The following is a 14,507-nucleotide window of genomic DNA, read 5'->3' as shown; positions in this document are numbered from 1 at the left end:
GTTCAGCTCTCCTGCTTCTTGGCCTTCGTGAGCTGCATCTCGAAGCACTTGTCGCCGACGATGCCAGCCTTTTCATCCGGGTCATCGAATAGCAGCTTGGAGACGAGCCGCACTTCCTCGGCAGGGCGCGAGAAGACGATCTTTCGGGACGATGGTTTCTTGTCCTCTGGTTCCGGCAGGACCTTTGCCTTTTGTGGATTGAACTCGATCGCGCCGGCAACTGTCCGGGTAGCACTGCGAGCGGACACGACCTCGATGGCACGGCTCAACGGCATCGGCTTGGCAGTCTCCCAATGACTCGACTGATCGGCACGCGGATGGTTCTTCCACTGGTTCGTATACGAAATCCAAATGCGCATACCCTCTTTCATCTTGACGAGGGATTCCAGCCAGACGTTCGACGATGTATCAAGTGCACGCTTCGTCGTCGTGACCGGCAGTTTGTCGGCGTGTTTGGAACGGAACTCGATGATGCCGGTGATGATGGCGAACTGCGGGTGGTACAGCGGAATGCCGTCGCCCCAGCCCGTCAGACGACCTTTATCTCCAACGATGACCGCACGGTCGTTGCAAAGCACCGTCCAGCCCGCAGTGGCGGACGAACGGTCACGTTCAAATCCCGCGTCATCCTCATCATCATCTCCAAGACTCTTGCCCGTATTGAGGCCGACGGTGATCGAGACGAGCACGCCGTCTATCGTCTTCTGGTAGATGTAAGGGGCAGGACTCTTCTCGTCTGTCGAAACGAGCACCTCGACACGGACGGACTCCACGGGTGTTCCGTTGAGTTTGACCCTCAGGCCCCATTGGATGAACATGGTGAAGTGCTCCGCTATCGCGGTGCGTACCTCGTTCTCGAAGGCTCCATTGGCGAAGTGCCGCGAGACGCCTTCGTACAGGTCGGTGACGTAAATCGTGGTGCCGGGCTCGTCGAGCCGCTCCTTTGCTTCGGTCGGCTCATTGATGGGAAGCGGCTCCCAGTTCTTGGCATCCAGCCATTCCGATGTGATCGGCACCTCGAACGTGTCCTCGCCATGCCGCGTCCGCACCAACGCATTGCGTCCCATCTTGAAGATCGCGCGCTTCATGCCGACGCCGTACATGCCGATGGTTTCGGCATCGGAATCGCGGTCGTCATCGGGTTCTCGCCCCATCTTGAACGCGTAGTTCTTGGCAACGTCGCGCGGAATGCCGCCGCAGTTGTCGGCAATGGAGAAGTGGTCTTCGGCGATTTCGATGTCCACGAAATGCTCGGCGTAATCGACACCATTTCCGTTGGCCAGCCGCATTGCGCCATCAAGGCAGTTGTCGAGCAGGTCGAGAATCGCATCGGCGAGGCTGATGTCGCGCGTGAGCATCGACACGAAGAACTGCTTCGTCGGGCTGGCCTGAGCTGTGTCAGTGCTTGGTTTTGTCATGGACAGGTTCTCCGTATGCAATCCAATCTCGTCGAACCGACGGTCGTCTCAGATACCGATGTGGGTTGGATTTGAGTCATGACACCCCCTCGTGATGATCATGCCGGTGGCCGGGCTGGATGCGATAACGTGCGCCACGCCTCTCGCCTTGGCGCTCGACTCTGCTGCCTGCGATCAGGTCGTTGATCGCGGTATTCCACTGGCCGTCCGTGATTCCGGTGGCTGCGAGGACATCGGCCTTGGCGTGCCAGCCGTCGTGTGCGCTCAGGAAACTGAGGATAGCCGTGGATGGCGTCGTGTCGTTAGCGGTGGTCGTGCCCCCTGTCCCGAAGTCGAGCGAGGGTTGAGCCGCTGCGGTTGTGCTGGCGGGACGACCAGTGCGCGGGGCACGGGTAGAAGCGCGCGGCGTGGCGTCAGCATGTAGCCCTTGAACGACTTCTTCCTCGTATCGCGTGCGGTTCAACTCCGACAGCCGCCGCAGCACTTCGACACGCGCCGTTTCCGAGATGGTGAAACGGATGCGATCGTTCTCCGGCAGGTACGGCACTTCGTGGAAACCGTGTTCAAGGTCGAGGTCGTCCCAGCCATAGGCTCGTGCGACGTCGATGTCGATTTCACGCTGCAATGTGCGCAACCCTTTGATGTGGGGATCTTGCTCGGTGTCGTTGTGGAAGCGGTTGTAGAGCTTAGTCAGCCCAATGCCGTCTTCAACCATCAGGTCTGCGCGCAACCGATGCAAGCGCATTCCTCGCTCTTGAAGCTCGCCGCGTGGCCAGTCCGGGAATGCAAATGTTTCAAGAGCATTCCCAATCGAGTACTTCAGACGCGTCTCCAGTCGTGAGCTATAAAGGCGTGCCCAAACCTCGTGCAGGGAAGACTGGCAGATTGCCAAAACATCAATATCTGGAAATACGACCGCTCGATCAGATATCACATATTCATTTGGGATGAGCACATACGAGAGGTGCTTGGTTACCTCACTGCACACCATAACCTTGCTTCTTCCGCCGCTATTAGAATTCCATCCCTCTGGGTGGCGCTCGAAATACCGACCGCGACCGATGGCGTGGTAAAGGCCAGGTCGCTTTTCACCGAACTGCCACCAACGCTCCGGTAATGGCTTCCGAAGAACAAACTCGCCGCGTTCGTTGAGACGCTGACGCTCCGGCTTGACTCGCTCTTCGATTCGCTGCCACGGCAACTCGTATTCTTTTGCTCTTTCTTCTGGCCAGTCCCAGAAATTGATCACCCACCGGCTTGGGCGCTGTTCGGGGTCTGAATTGAGGTCTTCGCCATTGATGTAAGGAAAGATCGCCTCGGCGTTTCGCGGGTCGGCATCCAGCATCCGCTGTGCTTCATCAGGTGAAAGCACGAAACCCATACCAAGCACGTTGGAGCCCTGATAAGCAATGCCTTCGTTGGCTTTCAGCCGTTTTGGACTCCACTCCTCACGATCAGACAGAAAAGCCGATATGAAGGACGCTGGTTGTCCAAGAAGCGAGCGTTCGCCTGACCACTTACCCTTGTGAACATGCACGCGACTGGTTACGACTGCCGCCTTTCCTGGCCAAGGCTCGTTTGGGTAGGCCGCATGGATGACGGCTCCCGCGCCGACCATCGCTTCCAACCCAATCCGCCGTGTGTCGCCTTCCGCGATGGTGTTGACTGCCAGCAACCCGAATCCGCCGCCTTCTCGCAGCAGGCTCCATGCCCGCAGGAAGAAATAGGCGACCAGATCGGCAGAGCCACGCCGCCTTTCGGCGATATGGGCGACCAACCAATCGCGAAAGGCTGTGCCCGCGATGCCGGTAATTCGCTTCCCGCCAAGAAAGGGCGGATTGCCGACCATGCCGTCGAAGCCGCCGCGTTCGCGCGCGAAGACTTCCGGAAACTCCAGGGGCCAATGAAATGGCCTACGCGCGGGCTTGTCGGTAGGCAGATCGATCGAAAGCGCAGCAATTGATCTGCGACGCATTGAGGCAAGCACCTCGCGGTCGCCATCAATGGCCTGCCCGGCCTGGACGGGTAGCGATGTCAGTGCATTTTCCAATGCAGCGTCACTACCGCCCGATGCGAACACCTCCGCGATAAACGCGTCGGTGATGCCCTCTGGTAGTTCGAGCTTGCGGCGCGCGTCGGCGTCCAGATGAGCCATCGTCTCCACGTCGCGGATGTCGCGGATGGGCATTTCGCGCAGGCGCAGCCGCAGTTCGATGGCCCCGCGCACGGCTTGCTCGATGTTCTGGCCGAACAACGGTCGCTGGCCCTGGCCGGTGGGGTTCATCGAAAGCTGGGTGAGCTGATCCAGCCGATGGATACCCAACAAGCTGTCGCCGCAGCGCAGGTTGTGGTCGAGGAAGCCGAAGGGGCGACTCTTGGCCAGCGTCACTAGCCAGATGGAGAGCTTGGCCAGCTCGACAGCCAGTGGGTTCAGATCGACGCCATAAAGGCAGCGTTCGGCTATGAGACGGCGGGCGACGATGGTGCGAGCCTCGATATCGCGCGGCAGCGGCTCAATGCCGGTATCGGCATCCACCGCTCGTCCATCGGCACTGATCGTGTGCCCCTGTGCCTCGGCCTGTGCCCACGCCTCCACCAACCGGTCGGCCAGCCAGCGGCAGGCTTGCACAAGGAATGCGCCCGACCCCATGGCCGGATCGCAGACCTTCAGGTCGAGTAGTTTGGCGGGCGATCTCAGTGCCCAATCCGCGCGTGGCCTTCCCTCTGCCGGGCCGACGTAGGCGATGGGTGTGAGTGTCTCGGCGACGATCGCTTCGGTGAGCGATTTCGGCGTGTAGTGGGTGCCAGTCTCGCGCCGATCGGAGCCGGTGGTGACGACGAAGGCACCGGCGGGATAGACCAGCGGGTAGCCCCAAGGATCGGTGCGCACCAGATGGCAGAAGGGTTTGATGCGGTCGCGTAGCGCCGTGTTGCCATGGCAGGCCGTCAAAACGCGATCGGCGAGCGCATCATCCATGGCCCGGTTCAGATCGTTGCGCACGCGGCTGGCGGAACTGCCAGAACGCTCCTGAAGCAGTTCGGCGAGTCGTTCGGCACCGTCCAGCCGTGCCGATTCGAGTTCGGCCAGCGTGACCCAGGGCGACTGGGCACTCTTGGTGCCGTCGAGTTCAAGCGTGACCTCAGCGGTGCGCTTGACCGTGCGTTCTAGCAGGCCCTCATAGACGTAGCCGATCTGCTCCACGTCCAGCGCCCGATACGACAGCGTGCGCCCCTGGAATTGCTGGATGGCTTCGAGCAGTAGCAAGACGGTGCGGTTGTCGATTGGCAGGGGCTTGGCGACGTCGATGCGCCAATCGGAGCCTTTGGCCCGGCCTTCAAGGAAGGGGAAACGATCCGGATCGAACAGGGAGCCACCCAGCGCAGGCAGACGCAGGTTTTCGTGCTCGATGCCACCGTACACGGCGCGGAACACGGCCAGCAGGCGTGACCATGCGTCCCAGCGGCGCTCCAGAATTTCATCCGACTCGGCGCGCAATTGCATTCGCAAGGTCGAGAGCGCGTAGTTGGCTTCGTAGCGTTCGTCGCCCAGAAGCAGCAAGCCGCGCTCCTCGGCGGAGAGCAGGAAGACCAGCCGCATCATCACCGTCAGCGCGGCTTCGTAGAGTTCGGCTTCCTTTACGCCGCGCAGCAACTCGCGGCTGCGATCTTGGTCGGCCTTGTCGAGCGCTTGAATCAGCACTTCGACGGCGCGGCGCACCTGCTCGCCCAAGGCGTCGGTCACTTCGTCCTGGAACTTCAGCGAGCGATCGACCAGCGCGGGCAGTCTTTCGGACTCGCCCACGAAGAAACGCCGGATGCCCAAGAGGTGGACGAAGGCTTGGAGGGTGACGGGTTCCTGGCCCCAGATGCGTGCATACCAGCTGGCGAAGGTCGTGACCGCGCCCACCGGGGCATCGACCAGCATCCAGCGTTCGCCGTTGGTGATGAGGCCGAGACGGCATCCCGTGGCGCGGCAGAGCATCACCATGCGTTCCGCCGGTGTGCTGGCCCAGCCGTCCAGCTTCGAGGTGGCATCGAGATCGACGTCCGACCCGTAGGCGTGGACGAGCATCAGCGGCTTGTCGTCATTGCCAACGACAGCGAAATCAGGCGACAGGCTGACTCCATGCTCGGGCAAGCTGACGTTCGAATGCGTGGCGCACCAGTCCTTGCCCTTCAGGACATCGCCACGACCGTCCTCGTCGAGCTCCAGTCCGCGTGACAGGACTTCATCGATCCATGCCGTATGCAGATCGGTAAAGCGCGGATCGTCCGTTTCCTGAGCTTCGTGCCATTCGTCGTAGGCTTGGCGCAGCCGCTTGCGCTTGGCTGCATCGAGTTCTTCCAACCCCTGCGGGAAGACCTCCTTTAGGACGGGGACGGCGAGGAACGGGCCGGAAATCTCGATCAGCGAGAGCCATTCGTGGTGCATGCTCATGTGACACCTCCGGCAGACTCCGGCACGACAAAGATCACGGCCACAGGGAAGGTGCGGTCGTAGAGCTTGGCGTAGCGAGCTTCGATGGCGTGCGTTTCCATCCGGCGCTCGTCGGGAATGCGCGCGAGGCGCGCTTCCAGTGCCGCGATGTCGCGCCGGAGCTGTGTGCGTTCGTCCTCGGTGAACAGCGAGAGCTGTTCGGGCTGCCGCTCCTTCTTCAGTTCGGACTGGATGGCCTTTTCCAGATCGTCCAGCACGGTGCCGATGTCGTCGACCTCCTGCTGCTTGCGGGTCTGAAGAGTGTTGGTCAGGAATCGGAGGCGTTCCTTCGAACGTGCATCGACCGTTTTCAGGATGGACTCCTGCTGGCGATCGAAGCGGGTGCGAAGTGCATCGAACAAGGACGGGGTTGCCGTGATCGGCTTTGCCTCATCCAGCCATTGCTGGACACGGGTGACACCTTCTTCACGCCGAAAAGATTGGTCTCGCAGGTAGCCACCGGACACCGTCAGTTCCTCGTGCAACCGATGGTGGTTGCCTCCGGTGACGACCAGCCGTGAGACGACGACCACGGCAGGGCCTTCGATCTGAGCATCTGGCACGGTGCGGACGGTGACGCGATGCAACTTTTTCACGTCGTCCTGCGCCCAGATCTCCGCGCGCAGCAGGCGCAAACACATCTGCACCAGGCGATGGTGCAAATGGACGAGTACGACGTCGTCACGGCCACTGGCGACGGCGTGGTCGAAGGTGATGGGCCTTATCCGTTGGGTGTGCGGATGGCGCAGCCCCTCCAAACATCGCGCCCACGAGCCAGACAGAGCGGGCATGCGGAAGACGCTGCCAGATGGTGCGCCATCGAGTTCGACTTGTTCCAATGGCGGGCGACCCGCCAGCGCGAGGCCGGTCTTCACGGCCATCGAGACGTGGTCGGGCGTGAGGTGGAAGTCCTGCTGGGTGCTGAGCAAACGCTCGTGCAGCTTGGCGACGCGCTCCTTCAACTCGCGTTCGGCACGGACGAAGTTCTTGGCTCGGGCGATTCGCGCTTCGGCGAGGCGGGTATCCAGGTCCTTCAGCGAGCCTTCGATGAGGCCGGACATCTGTGGCGCGATGACTGGGTTGACGCTGCCCATGTCGGCACGCATCGAATCCAGCTTCCGCAAGGCTCGCAGGATGTCCTCGCCGTGACCACCGACCGACGCACCACCCGCGTCGCCGCCATCGACCGGGTGCCAGATCAGCACTTCCTTTTCGCGCTGGCCGTGGCGGTCGATACGCCCGTTGCGCTGCTCCATCACGTTGGGGTTGTAGGGAATCTCCAAGTGGATGAGCCGATTGCAGTGGTTCTGCAGGTCGATGCCTTCCGACGCTGCGTCGGTGGCGAGCAGGATGCGGACGGGAGAATCTTGCGGCGAGGCTTGGAATGCCGCCTTGATCGGTTCTCGCTCCTCTTGGGAGAGCCCGCCATGGAGCTGGGCGAGACGTTCACCGCCGAAACCGTGACTGGCGAGGATTTGATGTATCCACTGGTGCGTGGTGCGGTACTCGGTGAACAGGATCACCCGGCGGTCGTTCCACTGACCGTCCGGCTTGAGGTTGGCCGTGAGCCAGTCGAGGATGGCCTTGGCCTTGGAGTCGGCCTGATTCCGGGCGCGTTGCGCCCATGCCCTCAGTTCGTCCAGCATCCCACGCTGCTCCGCCGTCAGGGGCGAGGCACGGCGTGTCGCTTCCTCGACGGCCTCGGCTTGGGCGTTCTCGACCTCCCGATCGTCGGCGTAGTCCTCGTCGGTTTTCAGGATGGCCTTGTACAGAATGCGATCGGCCATCGTGTCCGGCTTCGCGAGCCGAGCTTCGGACAGCGATGCGACGTGCTTCTCGATCGTGGATGCGAATGCCGCTGGCGACGAGAGTAGGCGCTTCTTGAGGAGGCGGTTCACGAAGGCGGTGCCGAAGCCGTTGCCAGCTTTCCCCGCGTCCTTCTCGCGGCTGACGCAGTAGTCGTCCAGCTTGCGATGAATCTCGCGCTCCTCCGCCGTGTACGGAACTTCGAGCGCCTGTAAGGTACGGCGGGCATACAAAGGGTTGCCCTGCGCATCGACCAGATCGCTCTTCAGGCGACGGATCATCACCTGACTCAGGCGCTTCTCATCGGGGAGGATATTGCGCGCGAAGCGTTGGTCGTCGAGCAATTCCAGCAGCGATGTGAACGACTCGGTGTAGCCGTTGTGCGGCGTCGCGGTCAGGAACAGCCGGTGCTGGAAGTGCGGGCCAATGGCGCGGACGAAGCGGGTGCGCTGGCTTTCCAGCGCGTAGTGAGCGCCTGCGGCGGGCGCGACGTTGTGCGCCTCATCCACGACCAGCAGGTCAAACTTGCGGGGGTGACCGACATGCGGGGGGATCACGTCGCGCATGGCACGCAGGCCTTCGCCGCCTTTGGCCCAATCCATCGACGTGATGAGGCGCGGATGCGACGTCCACGGATTGGCGTGAATGCCGCGCTCGCGCCGCAACTGCTTGATGTAGTCGGTGTCGACCACGCGGAAGTCGAGGCCGAACTTCTCCAGCATCTCGACGCGCCACTTCTCCTGAAGCGACGCGGGGCAGATGATCAGGACGGTGCGCGCGCGATGCCGAAGCAACAGTTCCTGGATGACAAGACCAGCTTCGATGGTCTTGCCGAGGCCGACGTCGTCGGCGATGAGCAGGTTGACGCGAGCCATGTCGATGGCTCGCACCAGCGGATCGAGCTGGAAGTCCTCGATGCTGACGCCGCTGCGGAATGGGGCTTGGAGAAATCCACGATCGGCATTGGTAGCAGCACCCCATCGCACGGCATCGAGGAACGCGTCGAGCGTGTCGGAGTCGTCTTGCCCTGTGACCGAAGGCAGGCCAGCCCGCTCGATGACCTGAGCGCCCGGCTCGATCTCCCAGACGACTTGCAGTTCTTCGCCGAGACCGTCCTCGTCGATCGAAGACAACGTCAGGCAGTGTTGAGGCGTACCGGTATCGAGTCCGGCGGCATTGACGTCCGCCACCACCCACTGACGGCGGCGCACTTCGACGAGTTGCCCTGGCTCGGGGCGAGCGCGATATGTCTGAGGTTGCCGTTCGTTCTGGACACCCATGTAATTGCCATCTCCCTTATCGGTTCTTTTCGTTTGCGCTGGGCGGCACCACGCGATGCTTCGAGTCGGCCAAGGCAACCGCACGCGCAACGGTTCGGGCGGCCTCGGTCGGTGACTCGTGCGACCAGAACCGCAGAACCGTCCAACCGATGGATCGCAGACGGTCGTTCGTGTCCGCGTCCCGCCGCTGGTTCGCTTCGATCTTCTCCCGCCAGAACTCCGCGTTCTGCTTTGGCCACGTGGCGTGTTCGGGGCAGCCGTGCCAGAAGCAACCATCGACGAAGACGGCGACCTTTCGACCTGGGAAGGCCACGTCCGCAACACGACGAGGCTTCTTCAGCACTTCGTAGTCGATCCTGTAGCGCAGGCCGATGCGGTACATCTCCCGTCGCAACGCCACTTCCGCACCCGTCCCCTTCTGTCGCACCTTCGCCATGCGGCGACTGGCATCGGATGAAGAGGACACGGGTCGAAGCATCGGGTAGCCCTCGTCAGTCCATCACCGAGCCGCGACCGACGCGAGGTGTTGATTGATGCTGCGAGCGATGGCGCGGCCGAGATCGACGGGAACCGCGTTGCCGATCAACCGCCCGAGCACCTTGAAACTCACGTCGCCGTCTTGCGGGATGAATGCGTAGTCGCGTGGAAAGCTCTGCAAGATCGCCGCTTCCCGCAGGGAGATGGCTCGATCCTGCTCGGGGTGGCCGAAGCGACCGTTGCCGAACCCGTAGCACTGGGTCGTCATCGTCGGGGCAGGTTTGTCCCATTCCATGCGTCCGTAAACGCCCGGATAGGTGCGCCCGCTTTCGGCGCGGTGGCACTCGGCGATCAAGTCCTTGGGCCAGTCACGCCAAGTGCCGCCGGGTTTGGAGACTTTGATACGTTTGAGGTTTTTCTCGGACAAGGTCGAGGTGACGTGCAATTTGTCTCGCGGGGCAGACTCCCCGGCGCTGAGGGGCCGCAAATGGCCGATGGCCTGCTTCACGGTTTTCGGCTTCTCGTGGGTTGGCGCGATCATCTGAATGTCGCCATGCTTGGAGGCCAGCAGAACCATCCGTCGCCGCATTTGCGGGACGCCGTAACGGGAGCTATCGACGACGTCGTACCAGACCTCGTAGCCGAGTCGCTCCAACGTATCCACGAAATCGTGGAACACCTCGTGCTTAGCGACGGTCGGCACGTTCTCCATCGTGATGACGTCCGGCATGGAGCCTTGGGCGAGGCGCGCAAACTGATAGAGCAAGCCCCACTTGCCGTCCTTGCCATCCAACTCGTAACGCTGGGCATAGGTCGAAAAAGGTTGGCAAGGCGCACAGCCCGCCAGAATCGTCAACTCCGCGTCACCGAACAGCCCATTTAGTTCTTCGGTCGTAACCTTGCTGATGTCACGCTTGAGGAATCGGGCACCACCATTGTTTGCCGTGTATGGGAAGTGGCAGGCGGGATCGAGATCAATGCCCGCGACGACGGGAAGCCCCTCTAATTTGAAGCCATGCGTCAGCCCACCCGCGCCGCAGAATAGATCGACACAAGCAATATTTTTCTTCACGTCAATTCTCCTGTTTTCGTTTCGACCACTGCATGAGGCGATCGAAACCGGCAGAAGCCAAGTCCTTCATTCCTTTTCTCGACCTTCGGTTTCCGCAGCACCGCCCGAGCGCACCCACTCGTCGATTTCTTCGGATTTGAATTTCCAGAGTCGGCCGATTCGATGGGCAGGCATGTTTCGTTTGTTGATCCACGCATAAACGGTGTCCTTGCTCACGCCGAGGTATTCGGCGATCTCCTCGACCGACAACCAGCGATCAGTCATGTCTTGACTTCCATCAAAAGTCGAATTTCTAGCCACTTGACATCATCGCACGAAACCAAGCCTTATGTAACCCGATCAAGTTGGATTTGATGGGTTTTCATATGATTTCGTCTGATTCGGACTTGGCTGGTGATTGCACACTGCTGGCGCAACATGGCTCGCAGTAATGAGTGCCGTCAGCCGATCAGAGTGGCTTCGGCGCTGCGCCGGTTCACGAGGCCCGGCAGCACCTTGCCCCCACCGTAGACCCAGCGCCGCAGCTCCGTCCCGGCGGCGGCCCAGTCCCGCTGGTTCACCCGACGTCGCAGGGTCGAGGTCTGCAAGCGCCCCGCGCCAAGGTTGAAGGTGAAGTCCACGACTGCTGCAAGTCGCCCTTCCGGCTCAGTGGCCAGTACCGGGCAGTAGCGCAGCGTCGCAGCCAGCGCCGTTTGTAGATCGCCCGCCAGATAAACCTCGGCTTCCGCTTCGGTGATCGGCGGATGGTTTGGGGCGCACAGGTGGCCATAGCCAATCGTCCAGTAACCCGCTGGGCAGATGTACGGATGGGCGCGGCTGGGATCGGCCCTCGGCACCCGATGGAAGCCTTCGAAGCGCTTGGCCAGTTCGATGGCCGTTTTTGGTACCCCGGTCACGAGCGCACCCGGTCGAACACGCGCCCGAGGAACCAGAAGTTCAACACCCCAGCCCACAGCGCCTGATCGGCTTCCGTCCAGGCGTGCAGGATCGCGGTGCCCCAGCCAGCGCCAGCGGTGACGGCGGCCGCGAACGCTGCCGTCTTGGCTGCGCAGTACAGCGCCATGAACCAGTAGGTGATTACCGGGCGCACGCTGATCGACAACGCGTCAGCCCAGCGCACACCGGTCTTCTCACCTTGGGTGCGGACGGCCTCGCGCAGCGCATCGACGGCACCGACATTCCAGGCAGCTTCGGCACTCGCGCCGATTTCGGCCATCCGCTGCGCGCCGCGAATTTTCTCGAACTCCAGCGCCTTGTCCTGCATCGCCAGTTCGTGGCCACGCTCGCCTTTGCGATCCAGCCACTTGAGGATTTCAGGCGCAAGACGGAAGGCCCCACCGAGTAGGCCACCGAGCAGGGTCTCGATCATTGGGGGCCTCCCATCAGCTTGAGCTTGATGGCGGCACCGACCAGCAATGCAGCCAGGATGCCAGTGGTGGCCACCTTGATGGTCGTCTGCCAAGCCGTGCGACGAGCATCGCGCCATGCCTCCAGCAGATCGCGCAGCTCCCGGATGTCGCGGGCGGCGTGGCCGTTTTCCAGGCCAAGATGGGCGAGACAACGTTCGGCGCCACGTTCGGCGGCACGGTCGAGCAGATCGTCGAAGTCCTCCTTGCGCAGCAGGAGCATGTTCTCGACAAGCGCGGGTTGTTGTTCGGGGTCGGTCATTCGCTTTCTCCAGAAATGCGAAACCCGCCCGATGCGTGAGCATCAAGGCGGGTCTCAGGGTTGAATCAGTTGGGTTTCAGATCTCGATGATTTCGAGCGTCAGGCTGGGGGCGATACCTTCGATGGCGTCGTCGCGCACGAACACCTTCTGGCCGAGCGCCGCAGAGCCCCTCGCCTTGATTCGGCCACCACCGGGCAATGCGACCGTGACCACGCCGGAGCCGACGTCGATCACGGTGCCCGCCTGCAGCGGCGGGTCGGGGATTAGTTGGCGAAACTGCTCGTAGAGGTTATGCATAGGCCTGCACTCCCAGCGTCTGCCAGACCTCGGGCATCCCGGCCTCCACCTGCGTCGCGCGGACGATGCCCAGTCGCGTGACGCTGCCGTCCTGGTACTCCACGAATGCGCCGGGCTCGATGATCCCGGTCTCTGCGAGCACCGGCAGGCGCAGGCTGACCTCGAGCTGTTGACCGGTGTCGGCCAGCACCGCGATGCCACGCTGACGCGCGGCGGCGGCCTCGGTGATCAACGGATCGACGACCATCGGTGCCAGCACATCGCCGGCAGTCCCCGCTCGGGTCACCTGCCCGAGCACGCCGACGTCCTGCCCGGAGACGAACACGCGGTTGTACGCAGGCTTTTCCAGCCAGCGCAGCGACTCCCGGGCGACGGCATCGACCGGCAACACGAAGTCAGGTGTGACGGTGCTCCACTCCCAAGGAGCCACCGGGTAGCGATGACGCACGCGGATGCTCTGGGCCGATGGATGCGGAATCAAGTAGCCACCTGCAGCACCGGCAATGGCGGTCAGTGCGTCGATCCACGATCCCTGCTGCGCGAACGCATTGGCGGGGACGTTCCAGTCCGTCAGGCCCCAATCGACCGCCCAGCCCAGCGGGATGCCGTTGACCGTGAGCACGTCGTCCATCAACTGCCGTGCGGTTCGGCCCTCGGTGTTCGAAAACGTCATCACCGGCGCGTAGGGCGCGGCCAGAACAGCGTTGCGTCCTCGACCGGAAATGCGGATGCTCGCGTCTCCAAAGATGCGCTCGCGGCTGATGCTCTCGGCCAGAACCCGAAATGCGGTGCCGTTGACGCTGGCCACAAGCTCGACGGGCCCGGACGCGCTACCCGCGACCAGCGCTTCGGCTTTCGCAGGCAACACCGCATCGAAGCCCCACGCCCAGGACGATGCATCGAGCGACAGCGTGAGGTTAAACACCGGCACCGGCGCGCCATCGGACGCGCGGTGCAGGGTCACGTTGTTGATCACGAAATAGACCCTCCGAACAGGAATGACCACCGGCTCACCATCCGGAGGTGGCGGTGTGACGTGCTTTTCACAAACGAACAGCAGCTGGCTATCCGCCGGTGCCAGCGCGGCAAACAGCAGGTAAGCACTCGGCGTGTAGCAAGGCTGCGGAACGGGCGGCTCTTGCACCACCCACCGGCTGATGCCCGGTGGTGGCGGCACCGCCTCCTGATACCGGCCACTCCAGCCCTTCAGTTGCGGGTGCGCAGTCTGAAAATCGCTCCCTTGGCCGCGCACCACCAACACAGCGCTTTGCCACCGGGAAACTCTCCCCGCGCGCTTGGTGCGGTCACCGTCCTGATGCCGGAACCGCGTGGCATCCCGCAGAGGGCCTGCGTTCTGGAACAGACCGCGTCGGGCCGCTTCAAACCGCGTGGCGTCCTGGTGCGCAAACCACGTCGAATCCTGCAGTCGAGTCGCATCCTGGTGGCGAGCGTCGCGTTGCTCGGGCGCGGCCGCCAGCACCGGCGGCAACTTGTGCTCGATGCCTTGCGGGATACCCAAGGTACGCCGCCAGAACGCGGCCCAGCCAGCGGGCGTTGCGGCAGCGTCCTGCTGGCCCTGAGCGGCACCATCCTCGGTCTGCCTCGCCACCTGCCAAGGGTGAGAGGTCTGACCAACCGTCGGTCGCTGCGTGCGCGAGTAGTACCTGACCTTGCCGGAGAACACGACACCGGGAAGACTTGCGCCCACAACGTCCAAGGGCACGCTCGGGCGCAGCAGCAACGTGCTGACCGTCAAGGCAGGTAGCTCTGCCAGCAATTCGGCCCGCGCTGGCGGAATGAACTTGATCGAGACAACCGGCAACGGCAGGCTGGCCAGCACCACCACGTCGTCGCGCGGCGCGACGAAGCCCGCTCCGAACACCAACTCGGCGTCGGTGGCGGCAGGCTGATCGAACAGCAGGTTGACCAGAGTTGGGCCGAACGCGATGCTGACTTCGGGTGCTGGCAGCGTGGCTGCCAGCGTCAGTTCGCTGGATGCACTCGGCACGGG

The 14,507-nt window shown here is 62.6% G+C and carries 11 protein-coding genes; all 11 read right to left on the bottom strand.

The window, feature by feature from the left end; translation table 11 throughout:
* Positions 1 to 2: 2 nt before the first annotated feature.
* Positions 3 to 1,418 (bottom strand): ATP-binding protein, encoded by a 1,416-nt coding sequence (locus AC3WQA_RS04925; protein WP_492673968.1) that lies wholly within the window; start codon positions 1,416 to 1,418, stop codon positions 3 to 5.
* A gap of 76 nt (positions 1,419 to 1,494) precedes the next feature.
* Complete coding sequence (locus AC3WQA_RS04920) at positions 1,495 to 5,856, bottom strand: Eco57I restriction-modification methylase domain-containing protein (protein ID WP_492673967.1); 4,362 nt, start codon at positions 5,854 to 5,856, stop codon at positions 1,495 to 1,497.
* Complete coding sequence (gene drmD / locus AC3WQA_RS04915) at positions 5,853 to 8,981, bottom strand: DISARM system SNF2-like helicase DrmD (RefSeq protein ID WP_492673966.1); 3,129 nt, start codon at positions 8,979 to 8,981, stop codon at positions 5,853 to 5,855. Before drmD ends, AC3WQA_RS04920 begins: the two co-directional genes overlap by 4 nt.
* A gap of 16 nt (positions 8,982 to 8,997) precedes the next feature.
* Positions 8,998 to 9,459 (bottom strand): very short patch repair endonuclease, encoded by a 462-nt coding sequence (locus AC3WQA_RS04910; protein ID WP_492673965.1) that lies wholly within the window; start codon positions 9,457 to 9,459, stop codon positions 8,998 to 9,000.
* 21 nt (positions 9,460 to 9,480) lie between these two features.
* A complete protein-coding gene (locus AC3WQA_RS04905; RefSeq protein ID WP_492673964.1) occupies positions 9,481 to 10,530 on the bottom strand; it encodes a DNA cytosine methyltransferase in 1,050 nt (349 codons plus the stop codon).
* 66 nt (positions 10,531 to 10,596) lie between these two features.
* Positions 10,597 to 10,794: a methylation-associated defense system helix-turn-helix domain-containing protein MAD1 gene (mads1, locus tag AC3WQA_RS04900; protein WP_492673963.1), complete on the bottom strand. Its 198-nt coding sequence runs from the start codon at positions 10,792 to 10,794 to the stop codon at positions 10,597 to 10,599.
* Positions 10,795 to 10,970: 176 nt separating this feature from the next.
* On the bottom strand, positions 10,971 to 11,426 hold the full coding sequence (locus AC3WQA_RS04895; protein ID WP_492673962.1) for a lysozyme: 456 nt from the start codon (positions 11,424 to 11,426) through the stop codon (positions 10,971 to 10,973).
* Positions 11,423 to 11,899 carry a hypothetical protein gene (locus AC3WQA_RS04890; protein WP_455342684.1) on the bottom strand — a complete coding sequence of 159 codons (477 nt, stop codon included), beginning with the start codon at positions 11,897 to 11,899 and terminating at the stop codon, positions 11,423 to 11,425. The genes AC3WQA_RS04895 and AC3WQA_RS04890 overlap by 4 nt, the downstream gene beginning before the upstream one ends.
* Positions 11,896 to 12,198: a DUF6127 family protein gene (locus tag AC3WQA_RS04885; RefSeq protein ID WP_492673961.1), complete on the bottom strand. Its 303-nt coding sequence runs from the start codon at positions 12,196 to 12,198 to the stop codon at positions 11,896 to 11,898. The genes AC3WQA_RS04890 and AC3WQA_RS04885 overlap by 4 nt, the downstream gene beginning before the upstream one ends.
* A gap of 76 nt (positions 12,199 to 12,274) precedes the next feature.
* Complete coding sequence (locus tag AC3WQA_RS04880; protein ID WP_058719301.1) at positions 12,275 to 12,496, bottom strand: hypothetical protein; 222 nt, start codon at positions 12,494 to 12,496, stop codon at positions 12,275 to 12,277.
* Positions 12,489 to 14,504 carry a hypothetical protein gene (locus AC3WQA_RS04875; RefSeq protein WP_492673960.1) on the bottom strand — a complete coding sequence of 672 codons (2,016 nt, stop codon included), beginning with the start codon at positions 14,502 to 14,504 and terminating at the stop codon, positions 12,489 to 12,491. Before AC3WQA_RS04875 ends, AC3WQA_RS04880 begins: the two co-directional genes overlap by 8 nt.
* Positions 14,505 to 14,507 lie beyond the last annotated feature (3 nt).

It is taken from the genome of Rhodanobacter sp. FW106-PBR-R2A-2-24 (assembly GCF_058789615.1).
Note: the sequence above shows the minus strand (reverse complement) of the source record. Positions and strands in the feature narration are given on the sequence as shown.